Origin of the sequence: Erwinia sp. B116, from assembly GCF_002865965.1 — a bacterium.
Lineage (GTDB): Bacteria > Pseudomonadota > Gammaproteobacteria > Enterobacterales > Enterobacteriaceae > Erwinia.
Genome location: NZ_JRZZ01000023.1, coordinates 26,885 through 45,090, shown reverse-complemented (window position 1 = coordinate 45,090; position 18,206 = coordinate 26,885). Strand labels below are relative to the sequence as shown.

Genomic DNA, 18,206 nt, shown 5'->3' with positions numbered 1-18,206 from the left:
GGCCTGCGCTACTTGTTCACTGGTACGTACTGGTCGATATCCCAGATGCCGATATAGGAATGCGGATCATTGATATCAACGTCAGGGAATGTGTAGGTTTTACCCGGCGGTACGTAGTAAACGTCACGGCAGTCCTGCTGCGACGTGTTTTTGTTCAGGCAGCGACCCATGGCGTTAACCCGCCAGGAAACATTACCGGTATTGCTAATTTTTCCCTGGCTGAAAGCGTAATTAAGATGCTTATTTCGCGGCTGCACGACCAGAATGGTACTGATTATCGCCCGTGTCATGGCATCGGTATTTTTACCACTGCTATTTTTGGCGCTCTCACCCACCGACTCATCGGTAAAGGTGATGCGATAATAACGCTCCACGCTATCCGATTTTCCCTGATAGTAGAATTTAACCAAATTTCGGGTTTCGGCGGGCATCATTAGCTGTGACGGAGCCACCAGCAATTCGTCAGCTGAATCGAAGGGGAGTGTGGTACCTGAGGAAAACGGCGAACTAATCTTGTCAACTCTGACTGTTACCAACCGAGCCATATCGGTTTGATTGATTATCTCTTTCGCCACCAGTTGCTTATCCGCAGCAATAATCGTAGTAACGTTGCCGACATTGAGCGCGGCGGTATTGAAAGAGACTAACAGAGTTAAGGATATAAGACGGTCGATCTTCATATGCAAATCCTTCTTGAAGTGCAGGAGCCAGTCCGTGCTCCTGCATCACAATGCGCTTAAACGCAGGTTAATAAGGGCCAGCTGTTAAGAGTCAGGAACCCGTTTTTCCGCCCGCTGGCGTCGCCCATGTCGCGCGGAAGGCCACCGCCACCTCGCCCTGCCACATAGCGTCAGGCAGTTTGGACAGATCAGCCTCCGCCGTGCTGCCGTCCAGCGTGGCTTTTTTAACGATAAACTTGAAGTTATCGCGCGCCGAAATCAGCGGATCCTTACTTCCCGCTGACCGGGTCAGCGCCCATAACGCACTGCCAGCGCCGATATCTTTGGTGGAGTCGAGCAGTGTGGTCCACGCATTCGACGCACTCACGCCGCCAGCGGTACCACCGTTGCTGGAACCGACTTCGGTACTGCCAAACAGGGCACCGATCTGCAGCGTACTCTTACCGCCGACCTGGCGTAGGATGTTATTTGTGTCGTCAACGCGGGCTTCCAGTTTGAAAGCGGTTGAGGTGCTGTGATCGCCCTTCAGGGCGATCTCAAAGGTCCCCGTGTCCGTATTGAAGTCTTTGGCAGCGGGAGCATACTTGAACTGCAGGGCACGCATCGGTGTGACCACCAGATTGTTAGTGGTGTTTTTGTCGGCTTCGGCCTTCCAGACGGCGGAGGCCGTCACGGCCTCGTCAGCGGCCTGGCTTGCGGTCGAGATGACCAGTGCAGATAAGGCCAAAGGAATAAGCGAACAGATACCTTTCATTAGTTTTATCCTTATATCTAAGTTATATCTTAGTTAGTTATGGTGTGGTTGGTTCTATCGTGGTTTCAGAATGACGCTAAATATATGAACTTCCGGGTTGTGGTGCAAAGAAAATGACACCAGGATTTTTTCATCATTGTTGAAATGTTCTCATTTTTGCAGGGTTGATTTTATGCAAAAAACCGGTCTTTTGTTTTTTTTGTGTTTGTTTTGTTGTCATTTTTGGTGGTCGGTGTACTTTGGTGATGATTGCGCTTTTATTTAATCGGGTGTTATTTTACAGGGCGAATTAAGCTATGGAAGGTAAGAAGATATTTAATGTCGCGGTGGTTGATAATTGCCAGTATACGCAGCATGCTATGGCGGCATTATGTCAGGAGATCGAAACGGATATCACCTTGTCTGTAATCGGTTTTATTCAGCTAAGTGACTTTATTGTAAACTCGCGGGAAATTAACTTCGATCTGGTTTTTTACGACATATTATCTCGCACCGAGTGGTCTATTGATCCTGAACATGAAGTTTTACTCATCAGACAGGCTTATCCCCGCATTTCCATCTGCATTTTCTCACTGGTGCATGAGTTTATGTCCATCGGTGGGGTGGAGTGGGTGATCGACAAACGTATTCCGCTGACACATCTGAAATACACCATCTCCAGCGCGCTGGCAGAGCATCCGCGCAAGACGTCGATGTGCCTGAGCTTCATTTCCCAGCACAGCTATCGTCTGAGTAAATGGCAAACGAGCGTGCTGCGCGGTTACCTGGCGAACTGCCATACCAAGGTGATCGCCCGAACGCTGAACTGCAGTTCCAGACAGGTTTACGCCTTTCGCAACAGAGCGCTGGAGAAGATTACCCGGCAGAACTGTGACCAGATAAGCATCTGGCGCTGCATCAATCGTCTGAACTCCACCTGACTTTTCAGGTAAACCATGATCCCTCTCACAAAGTTGTTACCGCATGATGTAACCGTTTTCAAGGCTGTGACCTGTTTCACGCAGCGGCGCGCTCAGGGCTGACACAATACGCGGTAACAGCGTCTGGTCAGGAACGGCTATGCAAACTTTCAACGCAGGTATCAGCCTGTGATTACCATCCGCGATGTGGCCCGCGAGGCCGGGGTATCGGTAGCCACCGTTTCGCGCGTGCTTAACAACAGCGCGGCGGTCACCGTCGACACCCGCGAGGCGGTGCTCAGAATCGTCGAACGCCTTGGCTACCGGCCCAACGCCAACGCCCAGGCGCTGGCCAGCCAGGTCAGCGATACCATCGGCGTGGTGGTGATGGACGTCTCGGACCCCTTCTTTGGCGCGCTGGTGAAAGCGGTGGATACCGTCGCCCAGCGTATGCAGAAACACGTGCTGATCAACAACTCCTATCATCAGGCCGACAAAGAGCGCCACGCGATTGAGGTGCTGATTCGTCAGCGCTGTAACGCGCTGATCGTGCACGCAAAAGCCCTGGGTGATGACGAACTGGCCTCGCTGATGCAGCAGGTGCCGGGGATGGTGCTGGTCAACCGGGTGATCCCCGGATTTGCCCACCGCTGCGTCTGCCTCGATAACGTCAGCGGCGCGCTGATGGCGATGCGCATGCTGCAGCAGCACGGCCACCAGCGCATCGGTTATCTCGGGTCGATGCATCCGATTGAGGATGACGACCAGCGGCACGCCGGCTGGGCGCAGGCGCTGGGCGAGCAGGGCGTAACGCCGCAGGAGAGCTGGTGCGCCAGCGGCGAGCCGGACCTGCAGGGTGGTGAAGCGGCGATGGTCGAACTGCTCGGGCGCAACCAGCAGCTGACGGCGGTGTTCGCCTATAACGACAGCATGGCCGCCGGTGCGCTGGCGGCGCTGAAGGACAACGGCATTGCGGTGCCGCAGCAGGTTTCAGTGGTCGGTTTCGACGATATTCCCATTTCCCGTTACACCGATCCCCAGCTCAGCTCGGTACGCTATCCGATTGTTTCTATGGCGAAACTTGCCACCGAACTGGCGCTGAAGGGCGCGGCCGGCGTGCTAGACGCCAGCGCTCAGCACTGCTTTATGCCGACGCTGGTGCGTCGCCATTCGGTCGCCATCCGGCAAAATGTGGCGGCCGTCACTTTACCGCGCGATTCAGCGGTGTAACCGTTTTCAATTTGTGAGTAAATTCACAGAACTATTACAACGCCTTCACTATGATGGCAGCGTTACCACACAGCCAGCAGGAAGTCTTCCGCACACGGACGTCGGGTTTTGTCAGCAATCGTCGGCCGGTGTAACGCACCGCAAAGGTGTAACACCGCCAGTTAATTGACCGTGACGTGCCGCCCACCGCTGCATTTCACGTTGAGTACTACCCTACAATAAAACCGGAGATAGCATGAATAAGAAGGTATTCACACTTACCGCACTGGTTGCGAGCATGATGTTTGGCGCGACGGCTCAGGCTGCAGATACCCGTATCGGCGTAACCATTTATAAGTATGACGACAACTTTATGTCGATGGTGCGCAAAGACATTGAGAAAGAAGCGAAAAACAGCCCGGACGTACAGCTGTTAATGAATGACTCACAGAACAGCCAGTCTACCCAGAACGACCAGGTTGACGTGCTGGTGGCAAAAGGCGTGAAGGCGCTGGCGATTAACCTGGTTGACCCGGCTGCCGCCGCGGTGGTAATCAGCAAAGCCAAAGCCAATGATATCCCGGTAGTGTTCTTTAACAAAGAGCCGTCTGCTAAGGCGCTGGCCAGCTACGACAAAGCTTACTACGTCGGTACCGACTCAAAAGAGTCCGGCATCAAGCAGGGCGAGCTGATTGAGAAGCACTGGAAAGCCAACCCGAACTGGGATCTGAACAAAGATGGCCAGGTGCAGTTCGTTCTGCTGAAAGGTGAACCGGGCCACCCGGATGCCGAAGCGCGTACCAAATACGTGATCGACACCCTGAACAAAGACGGCCTGAAAACCCAGCAGCTGCATATGGATACCGCGATGTGGGATACCGCACAGGCGAAAGACAAAGTTGACGCCTGGCTGTCTGGCCCGAACGGTAACAAAATTGAAGTGATTATCGCCAACAACGATGCGATGGCGATGGGTGCGGTTGAAGCGCTGAAGGCGCACAACAAATCCAGCATCCCGGTGTTTGGCGTCGATGCGCTGCCGGAAGCCCTGGCGCTGATTAAGTCTGGCGCAATGGCCGGTACCGTGCTGAACGACGCCGACAACCAGGCGAAAGCCACCTTCGATATGGCGAAAAACCTGGCGGCCGGTAAGCCAGCCACCGAAGGCACCAACTACAAGCTGGACGGTAAAGTAGTCCGCGTTGCTTATGTACCGGTAGATAAAGACAACCTGTCTCAGTTCGCTAAATAAGCGTCCTCTGTTCCGGGGTGAATCGCCCCGGAACAGACGTTGAGTCAGGGTGACCTGACTTTACACTCTTTCAGCCAGGTAGAATTATGGGCAGTGATAACGTGAAAGCAGAGCGTGAGTTTTTGCTGGAGATGACCGGCGTCAGCAAGTCATTCCCCGGTGTGAAAGCGCTGGATAATGTCAATTTAAAAGTCCGCCCGCACTCCATTCATGCCCTGATGGGTGAGAACGGGGCCGGGAAGTCGACCTTATTAAAATGCCTGTTTGGCATTTACAGTAAAGATGCGGGGAGCATTCTTTTTCAGGGGCAGGAAGTTAATTACAAAAGTTCCAAAGAGGCGCTGGAAAACGGCGTATCGATGGTGCATCAGGAATTAAACCTGGTTCTGCAACGTACCGTGATGGATAACATGTGGCTGGGCCGTTATCCGAAAAAAGGCCTGTTTGTCGATCACGACAAAATGTATCGCGACACTAAAGCGATCTTCGACGAACTGGATATCGATATCGATCCGCGCGACAAGGTAATTAACCTGTCGGTGTCGCAGATGCAGATGATCGAAATCGCCAAGGCGTTCTCCTATAATGCGAAAATCGTCATTATGGATGAACCAACCTCGTCGCTGACCGAGAAAGAAGTTAACCACCTGTTTACCATTATCCGTAAACTGAAAGATCGCGGCTGCGGCATTATCTATATCTCGCACAAGATGGAAGAGATCTTCCAGCTGTGTGATGAAATCACCATCCTGCGCGACGGCCAGTGGATTGCCACCCAGCCGCTGGAAGGGCTGGATATGGATAAGATCATCGCCATGATGGTGGGCCGTTCGCTGAACCAGCGCTTCCCGGACAAACACAACGTGCCGGGCGAAACCATCCTTGAGGTGCGTAACCTGACCTCGCTGCGCCAGCCGTCGATCCGCGATATCTCCTTTGACCTGCGTCAGGGTGAGATCCTCGGCATTGCCGGGCTGGTGGGGGCCAAACGTACCGACATCGTGGAAACGCTGTTCGGCATTCGTGAAAAATCGGGCGGCACCATTAAGCTGCACGGTAAGGCGATCAATAACCACAGCGCCAACGAAGCGATTAACCACGGCTTTGCGCTGGTGACCGAAGAGCGTCGCTCGACCGGCATCTACGCCTACCTGGATATTGGCTTTAACTCGCTGATCTCAAATATCCGCCAGTATAAAAACAAAATCGGCCTGCTGGATAACAGCCGCATGAAGAGCGACACCCAGTGGGTGATTGATTCAATGCGGGTGAAAACGCCGGGGCACCATACCTCGATCGGTTCGCTTTCAGGCGGTAACCAGCAGAAGGTGATTATCGGCCGCTGGCTGCTGACCCAGCCGGAAATTCTGATGCTGGATGAACCGACGCGCGGCATTGACGTTGGCGCCAAGTTCGAAATTTACCAGCTGATCGCCGAGCTGGCGAAGAAAAATAAGGGAATCATTATTATCTCGTCAGAGATGCCCGAATTACTGGGGATCACCGACCGGATACTGGTAATGAGTAATGGCCTGGTTGCGGGCATTGTCGAAACGAAAACTACCACGCAAAACGAAATCTTGCGTCTGGCATCGTTGCACCTCTAATGATGTAAGGGCTGTTACTATGAACGCTGTTAATAAGAAAAATGCGCTGACCTTTTTAAAAGAGGGCGGGATTTATGTGGTGCTGCTGGTATTGCTGGCGATCATCATTATCCAGGACCCGACGTTCTTAAGCTTAATGAACCTGAGTAACATTCTGACCCAGTCCTCGGTGCGCGTGATTATCGCACTCGGCGTGGCCGGGCTGATCGTTACCCAGGGTACCGACCTGTCGGCCGGCCGTCAGGTCGGGCTGGCGGCGGTGGTGGCGGCCACGCTGTTACAGGCGATGGACAACGCTAACAAGGTGTTCCCGACGCTGGAAACCATGCCGATTGCGCTGGTGATCCTGATCGTCTGTTCGATCGGTGCGCTGATTGGCCTGGTCAACGGCGTGATTATCGCTTACCTGAAGGTGACGCCGTTTATCACCACGCTGGGCACCATGATTATCGTTTACGGCATCAACTCGCTGTACTTCGACTTCGTCGGTGCGTCACCGGTGGCCGGTTTTGACGAGAAGTTCTCCACCTTTACCCAGGGCTTCCTGCGCATCGGCGACTTCAAACTCTCGTACATCACCTTCTACGCGATTATCGCCATCCTGCTGGTGTGGGTGCTGTGGACCAAAACCCGCTTCGGTAAGAACATCTTCGCCATCGGCGGTAACCCGGAAGCGGCGAAAGTCTCCGGCGTTAACGTGCCGTTCAACCTGATTCTGGTTTATGCGCTCTCCGGCGTGTTCTACGCCTTCGGCGGGATGCTGGAAGCGGGGCGCATCGGTTCCGCCACCAACAACCTTGGCTTTATGTACGAGCTGGATGCAATCGCGGCCTGCGTGGTGGGCGGCGTCTCCTTCGCCGGCGGCGTGGGCACCGTGGCCGGGGTGGTAACCGGGGTAATCATCTTTACGGTGATCAACTACGGCCTGACCTATATCGGCGTCAACCCGTACTGGCAGTACATCATCAAGGGCGGCATCATCATCTTCGCGGTGGCGCTGGACTCGCTGAAGTACGCGCGTAAGAAGTAATCTCTGCACCATCAGCACAAGGGCCGCTTATCGCGGCCCTTTTTTTTGCCGGCAGTTTACTGCATCAGGCTGTCGCAGCGGAGGGCGGATTACGGCCAGTAAAGCGGGTGAGGGCAGCGGATCTGCACCCGGCAGGCGGTCTGACGTCGCAGCGGGGCAGGCGAAAACTGCGTGCGGTAGCCGTTCTGCTACTTCCTGCGCTGGATCTCCAGCACCTGCTCCGGGGTAACCGCCGGATAGCTCTGGGCGTCTTCGGCGACTTCGTGGCGGGCGGGGATTGGCACCAGCGGGCCGAGGAAGCGCGGTTCGCGCTTCATAATATAGAGATCGGCCAGCGCGCCAAGGCGGGCACCGACTTCGCGCAGGCGCACGGTAAGCATGTTTTTCGGCGACGGCACCGCGTAGCACTGCGCCTGGATGCCGGAGTGCAGGGCGATAAACAGCGCGCGTTCACAGTGGAAACGCTGGGTGATGATGATGAAGTCGTTGGTATCGAACACCTTGCGGGTGCGCACGATCGAGTCGAGGGTGCGGAAGCCGGCAAAGTCCATCACTATATCGGCCGGATCGACCCCGGCGGCGATCAGGTCGCGGCGCATGGTCATCGGCTCGTTGTAGCTCTGCTGGGCGTTATCACCGCTGAGCAGCAGGTAGTTAACCTTGCCGCTGTTGTAGGCGTTCAGCGCGCCCTGCATGCGGAACAGGTAGTATTCGTTGGGGACGCCGGTGCGGTAGTACTTGGCGGTGCCAAGCACTACGCCGACCTGGCGGTGCGGCAGCGACTTCAGGTCGTCATAGACGTAGGGGGCGGTTTTCCAGCTGATCCAGCGATCCAGGCCAAGCGCGGTCAGACCCGTCAGTCCCACGACGATAATCAGACCATAAAACAGGCGTTTCAGCATTCGGCTCGGTACCCGGTTCAGCAAGTGCAAGGTGGTTCAAGGCTACTTGAGGCGGCGGGGTGAAGCAAGTCAACGCGTGCCGGTTGGCGGGATTTCAGACAAAAGGAGGGACAAAGGGTTGTCTGCCGGCCCAGGTTAACGATGAGGCAGCGGCTAGCTGGCGTGCCGCTGGACAAAACATCAGCATCAGCAGGTAGCGGGTGTATGGAGCAGGAGCAGGTATCGCGTGCGGGAAGCTGGCAGGAGAGAGGCAGGTGCAGCGGTAACAGCGTCAGGGCCGCAGCCCTGACGCTTTACGCCGATCAGATCGATGTACGACGATAGTTACGGTACTGCGGCAGCCAGAAGTTGGCGGCGATGGCTTTCGACAGCACGTCTTCCGAAGTCACTACCGCGACGCCGGCCAGCTGCGCCGCTTTGGCCACCGCCATGGCGATCACCTTCGACACGCCCTGAATATCCTTCACTTCCGGCAGCACCGGGCCTTCGCCGTCGTTGGCCAGCGGCGAGCAGTCGGCCAGCGCGCGGCTGGCGGCCATCAGCATGCTGTCGGTGACGCGGGTGGCGCCGGAGGCGATCACACCCAGACCGATGCCGGGGAAGATATAGGAGTTGTTGCACTGGGCGATCGGGTAGGTTTTATCCTTCCAGGTGACCGGGGCAAACGGGCTGCCGGTGGCGACCAGCGCCTGGCCGTCGGTCCACGCCATAATATCCTGCGGGGTGGCCTCCACGCGCGAGGTCGGGTTAGACAGCGGCATGATGATCGGGCGCGCGCAGTGTTTGTGCATCTCGCGCACGATCTCTTCACTGAACAGCCCCGGCTGGCCGGAAACGCCGATCATAATGCTCGGACGGGCGTTACGCACCACGTCGAGCAGCGACAGCGAGTCGCTCTGGCTATCCCAGCCGGCCAGTTTGTCGCTCTTCTGCACCAGGCGGCTCTGGAAGTTCAGCAGGTTCGGCAGCTTGTCGGTCAGCAGGCCGAAACGATCCACCATAAATACGCGGCCGCGCGCTTCGTCATCGCTCAGCCCTTCGGACTTCATCTGCGCGATAATCTGCTCGGCGATGCCGCAGCCGGCGGAACCGGCCCCGAGGAACACCACGTTCTGTTCGCTCAGTTTGTTGCCCGCCGCGCGGCTGGCCGCCAGCAGGGTGCCGAGGGTGACGGAAGCGGTGCCCTGAATATCGTCGTTAAAGCAGCACACCTCATCACGGTAGCGCTCCAGCAGCGGCATGGCGTTCTTCTGCGCGAAGTCTTCAAACTGCAGCAGCACGTTCGGCCAGCGGCTCTTCACCGCCTGGATGAAGTCGTTAACGAAGTTATCGTACTCTTCTCCGGTGATGCGCGGGTGGCGCCAGCCCATATACAGCGGATCGTTCAGCAGCTGCTGGTTGTTGGTGCCGACGTCCAGCACCACCGGCAGGGTGTACGCCGGGCTGATGCCGCCGCAGGCGGTGTACAGCGACAGCTTACCGATCGGAATGCCCATGCCGCCGATGCCCTGGTCGCCGAGGCCGAGGATGCGCTCGCCGTCGGTGACCACGATCACCTTCACATTCTGCTTGGTGGCGTTCTGCAGCATGTCTTCGATGTTTTCACGGTTCGGATAGGAGATAAACAGGCCGCGCGCGCGGCGGTAGATCTCAGAGAAGTGCTCACAGGCCGCGCCGACGGTCGGGGTGTAGATAATCGGCATCATCTCTTCCAGATGATTGTCCAGCAGGCGGTAGAACAGGGTTTCGTTGGTGTCCTGAATGTTACGCAGGTAGACGTGCTTATCGTTATTGTTCTTGAAATCCTGGTACTGGCGGTAGGCGCGGGCCGCCTGCTCTTCGATGCTCTCAACGGTTTCCGGCAGCAGGCCGCGCAGGTTAAAGTCGTGGCGCTCTTCGGTGGTGAAGGCGCTACCCTTATTCAGCAGCGGGAATTCCAGCAGGATTGGGCCGGCGTAAGGGATATAGAGGGGGCGTTTACTTTCGTACTCGAGTTCCATGCAATCATTACTCAGTGGGGATTGGGGATGTGGCGCCAATCCTAGAATAAATCGCCTGAAAGTACAGCTTTTGTTAACACGCAATAACAAAAGCTGCGATTATCCTCGAATATTAGAAAAATTCTTACAGATCGCCCAGCGATAAGCGGCTGAAATGTTGACAGCCGAGCGCGGCCAGGGTGGCGGCGGTGGCAGACGACTGATCGAGTTGCGCATCACCGGCCTGCGCCAGCACGCCACGGCGGATCTGGTCGAAGCTGCGGCCGCTGAGGTTAAGCAGGTTCAGCGCCCCCTGCAGCGGCGGCAGGCTCGGGTTAAAGGCGGCGTTCTCGGCGTAGCGGCCGGCAAAGATCGCGCCGTCGTCGGTTTCCAGCGCCACGCCGCTCCAGGCTCCGCTGTACGGCGCGTGGCTGCGGTTCGCGGCGGCCAGCGCCGCCTGCTCCAGCGCGTCGCCGCGCGGCTGCACGCCGTGATCGACCTCATCCATCAGCAGGGTGGCGATCTCCAGATCGCGCGGGCCGAACGAATCCGGCAGATAGTGGCCAAGCGTGGCGGCGGCGCGCCCCGGTAGCTCAACGATCAGATCGCTGCCGCTGTTCAGCTCGTTCATAAACTGACGACAGTGGCCGCAGGGGGTGTAGTTAACGGTGATCGCCGCCAGCCCGCGCTCGCCGCGCAGCCAGGCGTGGGTCACCGCGCTCTGCTCGGCGTGCACCGTCTGCTGCATGGTTGCCCCGGCGAACTCCAGGTTGGCACCGAACCACAGCGTGCCGCTGACCCCGCGGGCGATGGCACCCACCATAAAGTTCGACAGCGGCGCAACCGCGCAGGCGGCGGCCAGCGGCAGCAGCGCAAAGGCCAGCTGGCTGTCGTCCAGGCCGCTGGCCAGCTTCAGCGCGGCGGCGTCGGCTGCGCTGATTGAACCGGCAAAGTCGTCTGCGTCAAGCAGCGGCTGAATGGCCTGCTGCAGCGCCGCGGGCAGGGTGGTAAAAGCGGACTGGAAACGTGGGTGCATACGAAACCTCATTAACGGAGTACTGGCCCATCCTAATGGGCCGGCAGCCTGTTATATGTGATTCATGTCACGCTGACAATGTAATAGATGAAAGATATGTGAGAAATGCGAGACTTATCGCAAGTTTTAGACCATTTACTGCCCCAGCGGGCAGCGGGCAGCGGGCAGCGGGCAGCGGGCAGCGGGTAACGAGTAGCGAGTAGGGGGCACGGGCGGCAGGTTGAGGACAACAGCGACGGGCAAGGTGCAGCGGGCAGCAGGCAGCAGGCAGCGGGAATAGAATATCGGGCACCTGGTAACGGGTAACAGGTAACAGGGAAACAGAGAAATTCTGCTCCCGAGCCACTGGGGGCACGGGAGCAGGGGAGAGTGTCGCTGTCAGCCCAGCCAGTGCAGCAGCAGCGGGAACAGAAACGGCGCGGTCAGCGAGGTGATAATGGCGCACAGCACCAGCGCCAGCGAGCTGAACGCGCCCTCCTGCGCATCCAGCTCCACCGCGCGGGCGGTGCCGATAGCGTGCGAGGCGTTACCGATCGCCAGCCCGCGCGCCGCCTTATGCCTGACCCGCAGCAGGTTCAGCAGCATATGGCCAAACACCGCGCCGGAGACGCCGGCGATCAGCACGCAGATAGCGCTGATCGCCGGAATACCGCCCTGCGAGGCGGAGACCGCCATGGCGATCGGCGTGGTCACCGACTTCGGCATCAGGGTGGCGGCGATCTGCGGCGTCGCTCCCAGCCACAGCGCAATCGCGGTGCCGGAAACCATCGCCGTCAGGCTGCCGACGAAGCAGACGCTGATAATCGACTTCCAGCGCGCGCGGATCTGATGGATCTGCTCATACAGCGGCAGCGCCAGCGCCACCACCGCCGGCTGCAGCAGGTTATTCAGCAGCGCGCTGCCGGCAAAATAGCGCGCGTAGGGCAGCTGCAGCACCAGCAGCAGCGGAATAATCACCGCCATGGCGACCAGCAGCGGATTCAGCAGCGACAGCTTCGCCTTCGCCGCCAGCCAGCGCGCCGCCAGAAACACGCCAACGGTCAGCGGCAGCGCCCACCAGAAATCACCGAAATCAGACATCATCCCCCTCCTTACGCTGCAGACGCTCAGACAGCAGCCCCACCGTAACCAGCACGATCAGCGTACTCACCAGGCAGGAGACAACGATTGGCGCAAACTGCGCGCTGAGAATATCGATGTCGTTCATAATCCCGACGCTGATCGGCACAAAAAGCAGCGCCATATAGCGAATAATCAGCTGGCAGCCGGGCCGCACCCACTCCACCGGCAGCAGCTGCGTCGCCAGCAGGGTAAACAACAGCAGCATGCCGATAATACTGCCGGGAATGGCAACGGGAAGCAGGGTCGAGATGCCGCGCCCGGCAATCAGGCACAGGTAAATCGCCAGAAACGAGCGGCAATAGCGGAACACAATAAGAAGAACGCGGGACATAAACCACTCCGGAATTCAGAGCGTTAAGCATACGACGATTGCCAGCCCACTGCCAGCAGCAGCGAACACGTGTTCTGCATTCAGACGACATGCAATGTATAGCGAAGGGAGTCAAACAACATGAAGACAACGCAACAGGTAAAGCGAAGCAGTCAAACAAGAAGCTAAAGACAACGCAGAAGGTAAAGCGAAGGGAATCTGACAGCAATCAGAAGACAACACAGAAGGTAAAGCGAAGGGAGCCCGTACACGGAGTAAAGCATCACGGGCCAGGGAAGGCCCGTGCTGAGCTGTCATGGATGACGTTTTTTGCGTCTTTACGGAGTGTCCGGGCTCCCTGAGCCGGAGCCCGGATTAACAGACGACTCAACGCTGTTGAACTTGCTGAGCCCGCCACCGCATCAACAGACGACCTTACTTAACCTGCTGCCCCGGCTGCGCGCCGCTGTCCGGGCTGAGCAGGAAGATATCCTTGCCGCCAGGACCCGCCGCCATCACCATCCCTTCCGACACGCCGAAACGCATCTTGCGCGGCGCAAGGTTGGCGACCATCACCGTCAGGCGGCCGACCAGCACCGCCGGATCGTTATAGGCAGCGCGGATGCCGGAGAACACCTGACGGGTCTCACCGCCGAGATCCAGCGTCAGCTTCAGCAGCTTATCTGAACCCTCGACCAGCTCGGCGTTCTGGATCAGCGCAATACGCATATCCACCTTAGCGAAATCGTCAAAGCTGATGGTCTCCTGAATCGGATCGTCCGCCAGCGGACCGGTCAGCGCCGGTTTAGCCGCCGCCGCCGCATCTTCCTTCGACGCTTCGATCAGGCCGTTAACCTTATCCAGCTCAATACGGCCATACAGCGCCTTAAACGGGGCAATGGTATGGTTCAGCAGCGGCTGCTGAATACCGTCCCAGCTCAGCTCCTGATTCAGGAAGGCTTCGGTACGTTCGCTCAGCGTTGGCAGCACCGGCTTCAGCCAGGTCATCAGCACGCGGAACAGGTTAATGCCCATCGAGCAGATCGCCTGCAGATCGGCGTCGCGGCCTTCCTGCTTCGCCACCACCCACGGCGCCTGCTCGTCAACGTAGCGGTTAGCCACGTCGGCCAGCGCCATAATCTCGCGCACGGCGCGGCCGAACTCGCGGCTGGCCCAGGCCTCACCAATGCTGGCGGACGCATCGGTAAAGGTCTTATACAGCGCCGGATCGGCCAGCTCGGCGGACAGCTGGCCGTTAAAGCGTTTGGTGATAAAGCCGGCGTTGCGCGAGGCGAGGTTAACCACCTTGTTAACGATATCGGCGTTAACGCGCTGCACGAAGTCTTCCAGGTTCAGGTCGATATCGTCAATGCGCGACGACAGCTTGGCGGCATAGTAATAACGCAGGCTGTCCGCATCCAGGTGCTGCAGCCAGGTGCTGGCCTTGATAAAGGTGCCGCGCGACTTGGACATCTTCGCCCCGTTCACCGTCACGTAGCCGTGCACGAACAGGTTGGTCGGCTTGCGGAAGTTGCTGCCTTCCAGCATCGCCGGCCAGAACAGGCTGTGGAAGTAGACGATATCCTTACCGATAAAGTGGTACAGCTCGGCGTCGGAGTCTTTCTTCCAGAAGGCGTCGAAATCGATATCGCCGCGCTTATCGCACAGGTTCTTAAACGAGCCCATGTAGCCGATTGGCGCATCCAGCCAGACGTAGAAGTACTTGCCCGGCGCACCCGGGATCTCAAAGCCGAAGTACGGCGCATCGCGGGAGATATCCCACTGCTGCAGGCCGGACTCAAACCACTCCTGCATCTTGTTCGCCACCTGCTCCTGCAGCGCGCCGGAACGGGTCCACGCCTGCAGCATGGCGCTGAACTCCGGCAGGTCGAAGAAGAAGTGCTCAGAGTCGCGCAGCTCCGGCGTTGCGCCTGACACCACCGACTTCGGATCGATCAGCTCGGTCGGGCTGTAGGTGGCGCTGCACACTTCGCAGTTATCGCCGTACTGGTCCGGGGCCTTACATTTCGGGCAGGTGCCTTTCACGAAACGGTCCGGCAGGAACATGCCTTTCTCCGGATCGTACAGCTGCGAAATGGTGCGGTTCTTAATAAAACCGTTCTCCTTCAGGCGGGTGTAGATCAGCTCGGACAGCTCGCGGTTCTCGTCGCTGTGCGTCGAGTGGTAGTTGTCATAGCTGATATTGAACCCGGCAAAATCGGTCTGATGCTCCTGACTCATTTCAGCGATCATCTGCTCCGGGGAGATGCCGAGCTGCTGGGCTTTCAGCATGATCGGCGTGCCGTGTGCGTCGTCGGCACAGATGAAATAAACCTGATTGCCGCGCATTCGCTGGTAACGAACCCAAATATCCGCCTGGATATGCTCGAGCATGTGGCCGAGGTGAATGGAGCCGTTTGCGTACGGCAGTGCGCACGTTACCAATATTTTTTTCGCGACTTGAGTCATAGTAAGACTTGCTATACCTGTTGAAAAAGGGGTTTACATGCTAACCGAAAGCGCCGCCCTGCGGCAACTAAGGCCGACGCAACAGAAGATTTTTCAGCACCCTGAGCGCCGGGCCAGGCGGGATCTGGTATGCTTACCGACAGTTATGGGCAATTTTACAACAGTCAACAAGGAGCCGGGATGACCCTTCACTCCCCGGGGCACCACACCCCCGAAGTGCTGCGTGCCGTGGTGGTGGGCGTGCTGACCACATTTGAACATCCAACCCTGCAGCGCAACCTCACCGCGCTGAAAGCGCTGCGCCACTGCGCACTGCTGGATAACACCCTGCACCTGGAACTGAGCATGCCGTTTGTCTGGCAGAGCACGTTTGAACAGCTGAAAGAACAGCTCAGCGCCGAACTGCTGCGCCAGACCGGGGCGGCCGCCATCAGCTGGCGCTTAACGCTGGACGTGGCCACGCTGCAGCGGGTAAAAAACCGCCCCGGCGTTAACGGCGTCAAAAACATCATCGCCGTCAGCTCCGGCAAGGGCGGGGTGGGCAAATCGACCACCGCGGTCAACCTGGCGCTGGCGCTGGCCGCCGAAGGGGCGAAGGTCGGCCTGCTGGACGCCGATATCTATGGTCCCTCGATCCCCGACATGCTCGGCACCGACGACCAGCGCCCCAGCTCGCCGGACGGCACCCATATGGCGCCGATTATGGCGCACGGGCTGGCCACCAACTCGATCGGCTACCTGGTGACCGACGACAACGCCATGGTGTGGCGCGGGCCGATGGCCAGCAAGGCGCTGATGCAGCTGCTGAACGAGACCCTCTGGCCGGAGCTGGACTACCTGGTGCTGGATATGCCGCCGGGCACCGGCGACATTCAGCTGACGCTGGCGCAGAACGTACCGGTGACCGGCGCGCTGGTGGTCACCACGCCGCAGGACATCGCACTGATTGACGCTAAAAAAGGCATCGTGATGTTTGAGAAGGTCAACGTGCCGGTGCTGGGCATCGTGGAGAACATGAGCACGCACATCTGCAGCCAGTGCGGCCACGAAGAGACGATCTTCGGCAGCGGCGGCGCGGAGCGGCTGGCGGAGCAGTATCACACCCGCCTGCTGGCACAGCTGCCGCTGCATATCAGCCTGCGCGAAGACCTCGACCTCGGCGAACCGACGGTGGTGCGCCGCCCGGACAGCGAGTTTACCGCGCTGTACCGTGAACTGGCCGGCCGGGTGGCCGCGCAGCTTTACTGGCAGGGCGACGTCATCCCGCAGGACATTGCCTTCCGCGCCGTATAACCGGCCAGCCGATGCCAGGGCACGCCCCTGGCATCTGAGCCCAGGGCCGGTCAGGCCAGCCGCACCAGCCGCTGTTCAAAGCCATCCAGCATGCGGTAATCGAAGTCGATCTTACCCGCCTCAAACAGCTCGTTAATCACCGTAAAGTTATTGTCCGGCGTGACGTTGCAGCGGTGGTTCAGCTCGGTGTCCTGCAGGGTAAAGGCCCGATCGTTGCGGGCGATGGTGTGCAGATACTGCAGCATCAGCCAGGCTTTCTGGCTGATGCCGGCCTGCTCATAAAGAGGGCGGTGGCTCATCGGGGGTAAAGGTTTCCGTAAAAAAATTCAGTTCAGTGGTCAGCAGGGCAGGGGGGCTGCTACAGGCTGTAGTGCATCAACAGGTACTCGCCCTGATCGCTCTCACCCTGCGCCACCACCCGCCAGCCGTGCTTCTTATAGAAGCTCTGCGCCTGCAGATTCTCCGCCAGGCACTTCAGCGCCCCGGTCGACGTAAACCGCTGCTGCACCGCCTGTAACAGCGCGCTGCCGGCACCACTGCCCTGGTGGGCCGGATCGATAAACAGGCTGTGCAGGAAGTTATCGTTCTCAAGCAGGGCGGCAAAACCCAGCCGCTCGCCGTCTTCTTCCGCGACCAGCACCGTTTCGCCCAGCGTAATACGGTCAAAATCCTCCAGCTGCCACTCGCTGTCGTCCAGCCAGGTCCAGTTAGCCTTGCGTGAAGCGAGGAACAGCGTACGCAAAAACGGCCGGTCGGCTTCGGTAAACGGGCGGATGATCATGGGTAAAACTCCTGCAGCAAAACGCCATCTGGCAACGTCACAGAGTTTATCGCAAAACGTTAAATAATAATCAGAATAAACAAAATAACGCGGTTAAATACCCGTTTCAGGGTTTTTCTGCCTGGCTTTTGACTTTACGTGGCAGTCTATGTCGTTTTTTATTGAATTCGGGCGCTTTTAGCTGGCGACGACGGCTATAACTCAGCATGATATCACCTGAAAATCACCCTGCGGGACTATTAATGAGTAAGTTTGATTTTTGACCTCTTGATTATTCCTGCTTTCTGGACAGGGTAAAAAAAAGCGAAATTGAGTAAGAATCTACCAGATATCCGACCAGTTAAGAAAAATCTGATTTATACAAACTTGACGCTGGTTGACAATTTGGATCGGAATAAGCTGAAATAAAAAACTCGTTAAATTTCAGTGGCTTGAATCGATTCAATTGGATTATTTCAGAGCATTCTGGCGTTATTCCTAACCGGCACGTTGCGATAAGCTGTCAGAGAAATATCGTGATAGCCCTCCCATTTCGACAGTATTTAACTTAGAATAATCCTACTTAACGAGTACCCCCCTATGCAGTTCTCATCAGATGACTGAGACTGCTTACGACCCGGCGCTGGACAACCCGCGCTGGGGGGGCTAATGATGATTGCGACGTACAGTGGACTGGTAGCTGTTGAGCCTGGGGCGGTAGCCTGTCTGAACCGCCCTAAAATGGCGATGAAATGCACAGCTTCACGATTTCTCATTCACTGTACTAATACTAACTATCTTAGATTCTTATTGCTCAGCGCGCGAATTTGATGATCCATAATTGAACAGACGCGCATGGCAACGTGGTAAAGAGTAGGGGACCAGGGCTGCGGAAGAGTCAACC

The 18,206-nt window shown here is 57.6% G+C and carries 16 protein-coding genes; 6 read left to right on the top strand and 10 right to left on the bottom strand.

Annotated elements, in window-relative coordinates; genetic code table 11:
• Positions 1-8 precede the first annotated feature (8 nt).
• Together NV64_RS15455 and NV64_RS15450 are read right to left on the bottom strand one after the other, a co-directional pair.
• Positions 9-680 (bottom strand): hypothetical protein, encoded by a 672-nt coding sequence (locus NV64_RS15455; protein ID WP_056233361.1) that lies wholly within the window; start codon positions 678-680, stop codon positions 9-11.
• 91 nt (positions 681-771) lie between these two features.
• Entirely contained in the window at positions 772-1,434 is a 663-nt protein-coding gene (locus NV64_RS15450; RefSeq protein WP_101506266.1) for a common pilus major fimbrillin subunit EcpA, read from the bottom strand.
• 296 nt (positions 1,435-1,730) lie between these two features.
• On the opposite strand from NV64_RS15450, the gene NV64_RS15445 reads away from it, so the two are divergent.
• The 5 genes from NV64_RS15445 to mglC all read left to right on the top strand — a co-directional run bounded on the left by NV64_RS15445 (position 1,731) and on the right by mglC (position 7,431).
• Positions 1,731-2,354, top strand: a complete 624-nt coding sequence (locus tag NV64_RS15445) for a response regulator transcription factor (protein ID WP_101506265.1) — start codon at positions 1,731-1,733, stop codon at positions 2,352-2,354.
• Between the two features lie 168 nt (positions 2,355-2,522).
• The gene (gene galS, locus NV64_RS15440) at positions 2,523-3,563 is read left to right on the top strand and encodes an HTH-type transcriptional regulator GalS (protein WP_056233356.1); all 1,041 of its coding nucleotides are present in this window, start codon (positions 2,523-2,525) and stop codon (positions 3,561-3,563) included.
• A 235-nt stretch (positions 3,564-3,798) separates the two neighbouring features.
• Positions 3,799-4,794 carry a galactose/glucose ABC transporter substrate-binding protein MglB gene (gene mglB / locus NV64_RS15435; protein ID WP_056233354.1) on the top strand — a complete coding sequence of 332 codons (996 nt, stop codon included), beginning with the start codon at positions 3,799-3,801 and terminating at the stop codon, positions 4,792-4,794.
• 86 nt (positions 4,795-4,880) lie between these two features.
• Complete coding sequence (mglA, locus tag NV64_RS15430) at positions 4,881-6,401, top strand: galactose/methyl galactoside ABC transporter ATP-binding protein MglA (protein ID WP_056233352.1); 1,521 nt, start codon at positions 4,881-4,883, stop codon at positions 6,399-6,401.
• 19 nt (positions 6,402-6,420) lie between these two features.
• Positions 6,421-7,431 carry a galactose/methyl galactoside ABC transporter permease MglC gene (gene mglC / locus NV64_RS15425; protein ID WP_056233350.1) on the top strand — a complete coding sequence of 337 codons (1,011 nt, stop codon included), beginning with the start codon at positions 6,421-6,423 and terminating at the stop codon, positions 7,429-7,431.
• 188 nt (positions 7,432-7,619) lie between these two features.
• On the opposite strand, the gene sanA is transcribed toward mglC, so the two are convergent.
• The 6 genes from sanA to metG form a co-directional block, all read right to left on the bottom strand.
• Positions 7,620-8,333 (bottom strand): outer membrane permeability protein SanA, encoded by a 714-nt coding sequence (gene sanA, locus NV64_RS15420; protein WP_056233348.1) that lies wholly within the window; start codon positions 8,331-8,333, stop codon positions 7,620-7,622.
• A gap of 302 nt (positions 8,334-8,635) precedes the next feature.
• Positions 8,636-10,333 carry an NAD-dependent malic enzyme gene (locus NV64_RS15415; protein WP_056233346.1) on the bottom strand — a complete coding sequence of 566 codons (1,698 nt, stop codon included), beginning with the start codon at positions 10,331-10,333 and terminating at the stop codon, positions 8,636-8,638.
• A 124-nt stretch (positions 10,334-10,457) separates the two neighbouring features.
• On the bottom strand, positions 10,458-11,348 hold the full coding sequence (cdd, locus tag NV64_RS15410; protein ID WP_056233344.1) for a cytidine deaminase: 891 nt from the start codon (positions 11,346-11,348) through the stop codon (positions 10,458-10,460).
• 378 nt (positions 11,349-11,726) lie between these two features.
• The gene (locus tag NV64_RS15405) at positions 11,727-12,428 is read right to left on the bottom strand and encodes a CidB/LrgB family autolysis modulator (protein ID WP_101506264.1); all 702 of its coding nucleotides are present in this window, start codon (positions 12,426-12,428) and stop codon (positions 11,727-11,729) included.
• The gene (locus tag NV64_RS15400; RefSeq protein ID WP_056233340.1) at positions 12,421-12,801 is read right to left on the bottom strand and encodes a CidA/LrgA family protein; all 381 of its coding nucleotides are present in this window, start codon (positions 12,799-12,801) and stop codon (positions 12,421-12,423) included. Before NV64_RS15400 ends, NV64_RS15405 begins: the two co-directional genes overlap by 8 nt.
• 414 nt (positions 12,802-13,215) lie before the next feature.
• The gene (metG, locus tag NV64_RS15395) at positions 13,216-15,249 is read right to left on the bottom strand and encodes a methionine--tRNA ligase (RefSeq protein ID WP_101506263.1); all 2,034 of its coding nucleotides are present in this window, start codon (positions 15,247-15,249) and stop codon (positions 13,216-13,218) included.
• Positions 15,250-15,429: 180 nt separating this feature from the next.
• Between metG and apbC the strand changes: the two genes are divergently transcribed.
• Positions 15,430-16,542, top strand: coding sequence for an iron-sulfur cluster carrier protein ApbC (gene apbC, locus NV64_RS15390; RefSeq protein WP_101506262.1), 1,113 nt, complete (start codon positions 15,430-15,432; stop codon positions 16,540-16,542).
• 50 nt (positions 16,543-16,592) lie between these two features.
• Here the strand turns inward: apbC and NV64_RS15385 are convergent, their stop codons facing one another.
• On the bottom strand, positions 16,593-16,841 hold the full coding sequence (locus tag NV64_RS15385; RefSeq protein ID WP_056233334.1) for a hypothetical protein: 249 nt from the start codon (positions 16,839-16,841) through the stop codon (positions 16,593-16,595).
• A 59-nt stretch (positions 16,842-16,900) separates the two neighbouring features.
• A complete protein-coding gene (locus tag NV64_RS15380) occupies positions 16,901-17,323 on the bottom strand; it encodes a GNAT family N-acetyltransferase (protein ID WP_056233332.1) in 423 nt (140 codons plus the stop codon).
• Positions 17,324-18,206 lie beyond the last annotated feature (883 nt).

Excerpts from the sequence above, each read along its gene's own strand:
- cdd (WP_056233344.1), bottom strand. The coding sequence starts at position 11,348 with ATGCACCCACGTTTCCAGTCCGCTTTTACCACCCTGCCCGCGGCGCTG.
- NV64_RS15445 (WP_101506265.1), top strand. The coding sequence starts at position 1,731 with ATGGAAGGTAAGAAGATATTTAATGTCGCGGTGGTTGATAATTGCCAG.
- NV64_RS15405 (WP_101506264.1), bottom strand. The coding sequence starts at position 12,428 with ATGTCTGATTTCGGTGATTTCTGGTGGGCGCTGCCGCTGACCGTTGGC.
- NV64_RS15450 (WP_101506266.1), bottom strand. The coding sequence starts at position 1,434 with ATGAAAGGTATCTGTTCGCTTATTCCTTTGGCCTTATCTGCACTGGTC.
- NV64_RS15415 (WP_056233346.1), bottom strand. The coding sequence starts at position 10,333 with ATGGAACTCGAGTACGAAAGTAAACGCCCCCTCTATATCCCTTACGCC.
- sanA (WP_056233348.1), bottom strand. The coding sequence starts at position 8,333 with ATGCTGAAACGCCTGTTTTATGGTCTGATTATCGTCGTGGGACTGACG.
- mglA (WP_056233352.1), top strand. The coding sequence starts at position 4,881 with ATGGGCAGTGATAACGTGAAAGCAGAGCGTGAGTTTTTGCTGGAGATG.
- NV64_RS15385 (WP_056233334.1), bottom strand. The coding sequence starts at position 16,841 with ATGAGCCACCGCCCTCTTTATGAGCAGGCCGGCATCAGCCAGAAAGCC.
- NV64_RS15380 (WP_056233332.1), bottom strand. The coding sequence starts at position 17,323 with ATGATCATCCGCCCGTTTACCGAAGCCGACCGGCCGTTTTTGCGTACG.
- NV64_RS15455 (WP_056233361.1), bottom strand. The coding sequence starts at position 680 with ATGAAGATCGACCGTCTTATATCCTTAACTCTGTTAGTCTCTTTCAAT.
- mglB (WP_056233354.1), top strand. The coding sequence starts at position 3,799 with ATGAATAAGAAGGTATTCACACTTACCGCACTGGTTGCGAGCATGATG.
- NV64_RS15400 (WP_056233340.1), bottom strand. The coding sequence starts at position 12,801 with ATGTCCCGCGTTCTTCTTATTGTGTTCCGCTATTGCCGCTCGTTTCTG.
- apbC (WP_101506262.1), top strand. The coding sequence starts at position 15,430 with ATGACCCTTCACTCCCCGGGGCACCACACCCCCGAAGTGCTGCGTGCC.
- mglC (WP_056233350.1), top strand. The coding sequence starts at position 6,421 with ATGAACGCTGTTAATAAGAAAAATGCGCTGACCTTTTTAAAAGAGGGC.
- metG (WP_101506263.1), bottom strand. The coding sequence starts at position 15,249 with ATGACTCAAGTCGCGAAAAAAATATTGGTAACGTGCGCACTGCCGTAC.